Below are 6,379 nucleotides of genomic sequence, written 5' to 3'. Positions count from 1 at the left end.
ACTGACGGGCAGTAGAGTTCAACTCATTAGCAAAAGGGAACTTTTTAGCAAGAACGGCACTATATTTGTTGAGGTCGTATTTTGAGACCCCTTTGTTGTCCATCCAGTAACGCAAACAACTGTTACGGATGAATTGAACCGTTCTGATCGCCTCGTCTATAGCAGAATATTGATGTTTTTTGCCGTATGCTTTGAACTCTAATATGATCATCAGTTTCGACCTATAACTGCTGATATTTTATTCTACAAGATTCATTATAAAATTTTGGAACTTCCCAAGATATTTTTCTCATGGCTAAAAGCGCGCTGTTCGCTTTCATCCCCGCTCTAAAGAGACGGGGTTTTCAGCGTTTAGATTTTTATAAAAACGATCAGCAGCTATGGATAGCCCTGTTTCTAGGGGGTGTCACTTGTCTGTTAGTGATGTTGATTCAGTCAAGCACCGCAGCTGGTTTATACCCAAAGTTTAACCAATTAACAGAAGCCTCCTCTGCTATCGTGGCTTCGATGCCAGTAACCTCACCTGCCCTACCAGCTCCTAAGCCTCACCCTCTACCAACTCCCCTTGCCCAGTGGGAAGACCCTACCGGCAGCGGTGATTATTTTTCTGAAATCAAGGGCACTCCCTTAGGTTATCTGATCTGGTCTCAGTTTCCCGTCAAGGTTTATGTGGAACACCCCCAAGCACCGGGTGTGGTTGATGCGAAGCACCAGCGCTTCCAACAATGGGTTGATGCGGTGCTAAAGGCGGTGGCAGAATGGGGCATTTATTTGCCCCTAGAACTAGTTGACCAGCAGGAATTAGCAGATATATCGATTTTGCGATCGCGCCCTCCTCTAAAAGTTTCCTTCAACCGTGAGACCGGAACCTTTGATTGGTCTCGCGCTCGCTCAGCCGTTACTAGCTATGAATTTTACCTGGCGCAATCCATCAGTGCACCAGAGCAAATATTAGATAATCTATTATTACATAAGTTTACCATACTTCTCTCTCCTCAGCAATCCATTGACTACACCCTTGCCACTGCCCGTCACGAACTGGGTCATGCATTAGGTATTTGGGGTCATTCTCCTTTAGAAACTGATGCGCTGTACTTTTCCCAAGTTCGCAATCCCCCTAGAATTTCTGCTAGAGACATCAATACCCTCAAACGGATATACGAACAGCCAACTCGCTTGGGATGGCCTTTGGCCAAGGTAAAAGGTAAAAGGTAAAAGGCTTGCATCCATAGGACAAACTCCAGCTAATATCAAGTCAGGTTGAATACCCATAATTTAGAGGGAGGGTGGGAAGTGTGGGGAGGGTGGAAAGTGTGGGGAGATGGGTAGATGGGGGAGATTTTTATTAAGGGTAATTATCCCGACATGATATAAAACCAAAAATCAAGGTTTTTACTAAAAAGTTTTTAGGAATAGGTTTTTACTAATAGGAAAAATCGAACTTAGGATTACAGAACTTCAGATTTACACAGGTTGTACACGGAAAGGGTGCATAAGTCCTGAGCCAAATGAGAGTGCAAACAGATCCTTGTGACATCCTACTTTCGGCGAGTATTGGACAAGCTCGAAGCTAGTGGCTGTGAGCTTCAGTCGGTAGGAATACTTACCACTGTGCCAATAGCTAGAGCGATTGTCTGGTTTTAAGGGATTACACTATACTAGTAAGTCCTTAAGAAATGGCACAATAGTAGTTCGTATACTATGCTATAACACTCAGCTATGGGTATGACGTTTTCATAGCCATTGGCATCTGAGTCAGTTACTCAGCTTTACCAGAGTGCTCGTACCAAGTTGCAGCTTAAATCGTAACGAGAGGAAATAAGGACTTGGTTATTTCGCCATTGTCCGACAAGTAAATTGCACTTGAAAAACGCAACTTGGTCTTAGCTTTCAGCCCACTTGTCTGATTCATTAGTATCGGACATTTTTGTGGGTAAGATTTTTATTTTCGGTCGTCAGGTGTACATTTACTATTCGGCAAAATACCGTAACCCTAAACTAATAGCCTGAATGTGTCAATCTAGCATCATGCAGACTACCGAAAAAACTCAACCGAAACTTCTCAAACTCAAAAAACGCCTTAGTGAAATTAACGACTTAGAAGCAGCCGCATCTTTGTTGTACTGGGATCAGGCCACCTATATGCCTCCCGGTGGTGCAGCTGCTAGGGGACGTCAGCTGGCTACTCTACAAAAAATTGCCCATAGTAAATTTACTGACCCAGCCATGGGCGAACTCCTGGAAGGGTTACGCCCCTATGAAGAAACTCTACCTTACTTTTCTGACGAAGCTAGCTTAATCCGCTGCACTAGAAAAAATTACCACAGAGCCGTGCAGGTGCCAGCGGAATTTATGGGAGAATTCTCTGAACATCGGACCCAAACGTACAGTGTTTGGGTAAAGGCAAGAGCCACCAACGACTTTGCAGCGGTGCGCCCTTACTTGGAAAAAACTCTTGACCTCAGCCGTGAAATGGCTTATTTTTTCCCAGGTTACGAACATATCGCTGACCCGTTAATTGACTTTGCTGACTATGGGATGAAAGTCTCTATTTTGCGGAGGCTTTTTTCTCAGTTGCGAGAGGAATTAGTGCCAATTGTCGAGGCTATTACTGCCCAAAGTCCCACCGATGACAACTGTTTACACCAAAGATATCCTGAAGAGCAACAGTTAGATTTGACTCTCAAGGTCATCAAGCAAATGGGATATGACTTTGAGCGGGGAAGGCAAGACCAAACCCATCACCCATTTATGATCAACTTCTCTACCGGTGATGTGCGCATTACGACCCGTGTTGATCAAGATGACCTGAGTCAGGCTCTATTTAGCAGCATCCACGAAATGGGTCATGGTCTTTATGAGCAAGGAATTAGACGAGATTTGGAAGGCACTCCTCTTGCCTGTGGGACATCCTCGGGTGTCCATGAGAGCCAGTCCCGACTTTGGGAAAATATTGTTGGGCGTAGTCGGGGCTTCTGGAAATTTTTCTATCCCCAAGTACAATCCTACTTCCCCTCTCAACTGGGTAATGTTTCCCTCGATGCCTTTTATCAGGCAATCAACAAGGTGCAGCGGTCTGTAATCCGCATGGATGCTGATGAAGTGACTTACAATCTCCACGTCATGATCCGCTTTGACTTAGAACTGATGATGCTTGAGGGTAGGCTACAGGTGAGGGATTTACCGGAAGCCTGGAATGAACGCTATCGTGAAGATTTAGGGGTTGTTCCCCAGAATGACAGTGACGGGGTGTTGCAAGATGTTCACTGGTACACTGGTCAGATTGGGGGAATGTTCCAATGCTACACCTTGGGTAACTTGATGAGCGCCCAGTTTTTTGAAGCCGCAGTAACGGAACAACCTGAAATTATACCAAAAATTGAGCAAGGAAACTTTAGTACGCTCCATAATTGGTTGAAGGACAACATTTACCAACACGGTTGCAAATACACAGCGGCTGAATTGATTAAGAGCGTCACTGGTACTGCTTTACGCATCGATCCATTCATTCGCTACATCCGGCAGAAGTATGGGCAGCTTTACATGCTTTAATATTTATTTATGCCAAGATAGTTGTTTTGCGAGAACGTTGTCCATATATCTAAAAGAATATCTATTCCTGATCGGTAGTGCGCGGGAATGACTATTCTTTAGAGGAATTTTTTATAGGGTTGTTGGTTTCAATATAGTTGACTTGTATTTGGGGAGTTTCAATGCTCAACCTAATTCAGGATGTTCTCGAAAGTGACGAAAAGAGCGATCTACGTCACTTTACCAGCCAGTTAAAAACTGCAGAACCCAGGTATTTACTGCGCAACGAAATTCTGGCTGCTTTTAATGAATACTGCACTAAGCACAAAAAATCCGAATACTTTTATCATTCTTCTCATTTAGGGAAGCTGATTTATTACACCCAGGAAATTATTCTGGAAGATGAAAGTCTATGCTTGATTATCCGACCAAAAATTGCGGCTAAAAGAGCTTTCCGTCTGTTTGAAGACTTGAGGGCGCAAGAGGTGACACCAGAGGAACTGCTGGATATACGCGATCGCTTTGTCAATCGCTACAACCCCAAGGTCGGGGAGGTTCTCCAGCTGGATTTTCAGCCGTTTTATGACTACAGCCCACTCATTCGCGATCCCAAGAATATTGGCAAGGGAGTCCGCTTCCTAAACCGCTATCTCTCCAGTAAACTGTTTCAAGACCCTGAGCAGTGGTTGGAGTCGTTGTACGGTTTCTTGAAAGTGCGTCATTTCCATGGAAACCAGCTCCTGATTAACGAGCGCATTCACAATCACCAGCAACTGTCAGAGCAGGTGAAGTTGGCTTTGGAATTTGTAAGCGATCGCCCAGACAGCGAATCCTATGATAAATTCCGCTTTAAGCTGCAAGAGATGGGTTTTGAACCAGGCTGGGGAAACACTGCTAGTCGAGTGCGGGAAACCTTGGCAATGCTGGATGAATTGATTGATGAACCCGATGATAGGGCATTGGAACAGTTCCTCTCCCGCATCCCAATGATTTTCCGGATTGTCCTGGTATCGGTTCACGGCTGGTTTGGACAAGAAGGGGTATTAGGGCGTCCAGATACAGGGGGTCAAGTGGTATATGTCCTTGACCAAGCCAAGAGTTTAGAAAAGCAGTTGCAAGAAAACCTGACTCTGGCGGGATTAAACATTCAGCCTAAGGTGATCATTCTCACCCGCTTAATCCCCAACAATGATGGAACTCGGTGTAATGAACGGTTAGAGAAAATTAAGGGTACAGAAAATGCCTGGATTTTACGGGTACCGTTTCGAGAGTTCAATCCCAAAGTTACCCAGGATTGGATTTCTCGGTTTGAGATTTGGCCGTACCTAGAAACCTACGCCATCGATGCCGAAAAGGAACTGCTAGCAGAATTCCAAGGTCGTCCTGACCTGATTGTAGGAAACTATTCCGATGGCAATCTAGTAGCCTTCCTGCTGGCGCGACGGTTGAAAGTTACCCAGTGCAATATTGCCCATGCCCTAGAAAAGTCCAAATACCTGTTTAGTAACCTGTACTGGCAAGACTCAGAACAGCAGTACCACTTCTCCCTGCAATTTACTGCTGATTTAATTGCCATGAATGCGGCTAATTTTATTATCAGCAGTACCTATCAGGAGATTGTGGGTACTGCTGATAGTGTGGGTCAGTATGAGTCTTACCAGAATTTCACTATGCCAGACCTGTATCATGTGATTAATGGCATTGAGTTATTCTCTCCGAAGTTTAATGTAGTACCACCGGGGGTAAATGAAACCGTCTTCTTCCCCTACACCTGCACTCAAGGGCGAGTAGCTAGTGATATTAAGCGGTTGGATGAATTCTTGTTTACCCTAGACGACGAGGCCCAGGTCTTTGGCAAACTGGATTATCCTAACAAGCGCCCGATTTTTTCCATGGCTCGTCTTGACCGAATTAAGAACCTGACTGGATTAGCGGAGTGCTTTGGTAAGAGTCGAAAGTTGCAGGAACGCTGTAACTTGATTTTAATTGCGGGTAACTTGCGCACTGAAGACTCCAGCGACAGCGAAGAAAAGGCAGAAATTATCAAGCTTTACCAGATTATTGAGGAGTATAATCTCTACGGCAAGATCCGCTGGTTAGGGGTGCGCTTGTCAAAGAGTGACTCTGGTGAAGTGTATCGGGTGATTGCTGACCGTCATGGTATTTTTGTGCAGCCAGCGCTATTTGAAGCCTTTGGTCTAACAATTTTGGAATCCATGATTTCTGGTTTGCCAACCTTTGGTACCCAATTTGGTGGACCGTTGGAGATTATTCAGGATAAGGTCAATGGTATCCTGATTAACCCTACTAACCAGGAGGAAATGGCTCAGAAAATCCTGGATTTTGTGACTAAGTGTGAGGAAAATCCCCAGTACTGGGAGGAAATTTCCAATCAGGGCATAGAACGAGTCTACAGCACCTATACCTGGAAAATCCACACTACACGGTTACTATCCTTAGCACGGATTTATGGCTTCTGGAACTATACGTCTAAGGCAAACCAGGAGGATATGCTGCGTTATCTAGAGGCACTGTTCCATCTGATTTATAAGCCTCGGGCTAAAAAGCTTTTGGAGGAGCATTTGACACTCCCCGCTCGTGCATAGACGGGGATTCTGCTAACAGGCTAGACTGAGGTAGCTCCCACAATCTAATCCTTGCTACGGTCGTCAAAGGCCGTCAACGAGCGTCGGCTAAGATCAATGTCTAGCTTTCTAGCTACTGTTACGGTCGATGCCTGGTATTACCCAGGGCACCTCCGCTTCAGAACTGGACGTGAAACTTTCGCCTCATCCAGCTCCTGAATATCCTCAACCTTTCGGTTTGCCTTTCGGCTTGCTCCAGTGGA

The 6,379-nt window shown here is 45.1% G+C and carries 3 protein-coding genes and 1 pseudogene; 3 read left to right on the top strand and 1 reads right to left on the bottom strand.

Annotated elements, in window-relative coordinates; translation table 11 throughout:
* Window positions 1-211: pseudogene (locus F6K37_RS17390) on the bottom strand (RNA-guided endonuclease InsQ/TnpB family protein); the annotation flags it as partial.
* An 80-nt stretch (window positions 212-291) separates the two neighbouring features.
* Here F6K37_RS17390 and F6K37_RS17385 point away from each other — a divergent pair.
* The 3 genes from F6K37_RS17385 (at window position 292) to F6K37_RS17375 (ending at window position 6,137) form a co-directional block, all read left to right on the top strand.
* Entirely contained in the window at window positions 292-1,215 is a 924-nt protein-coding gene (locus F6K37_RS17385; protein ID WP_287251360.1) for a peptidase, read from the top strand.
* A gap of 813 nt (window positions 1,216-2,028) precedes the next feature.
* Window positions 2,029-3,552 (top strand): carboxypeptidase M32, encoded by a 1,524-nt coding sequence (locus F6K37_RS17380; protein ID WP_287251359.1) that lies wholly within the window; start codon window positions 2,029-2,031, stop codon window positions 3,550-3,552.
* 161 nt (window positions 3,553-3,713) lie between these two features.
* Window positions 3,714-6,137, top strand: a complete 2,424-nt coding sequence (locus tag F6K37_RS17375) for a sucrose synthase (protein WP_287251358.1) — start codon at window positions 3,714-3,716, stop codon at window positions 6,135-6,137.
* Window positions 6,138-6,379 lie beyond the last annotated feature (242 nt).

The sequence above is a fragment of the Moorena sp. SIO4E2 genome (assembly GCF_010671945.1).
Classification (GTDB): Bacteria; Cyanobacteriota; Cyanobacteriia; order Cyanobacteriales; family Coleofasciculaceae; genus Moorena; species Moorena producens.
Note: the sequence above shows the minus strand (reverse complement) of the source record. Positions and strands in the feature narration are given on the sequence as shown.

Bases quoted from the DNA above. Each gene is read 5' to 3' on its own strand.
- F6K37_RS17385 (WP_287251360.1), top strand. From the start codon at position 292: ATGGCTAAAAGCGCGCTGTTCGCTTTCATCCCCGCTCTAAAGAGACGG.
- F6K37_RS17380 (WP_287251359.1), top strand. From the start codon at position 2,029: ATGCAGACTACCGAAAAAACTCAACCGAAACTTCTCAAACTCAAAAAA.
- F6K37_RS17375 (WP_287251358.1), top strand. From the start codon at position 3,714: ATGCTCAACCTAATTCAGGATGTTCTCGAAAGTGACGAAAAGAGCGAT.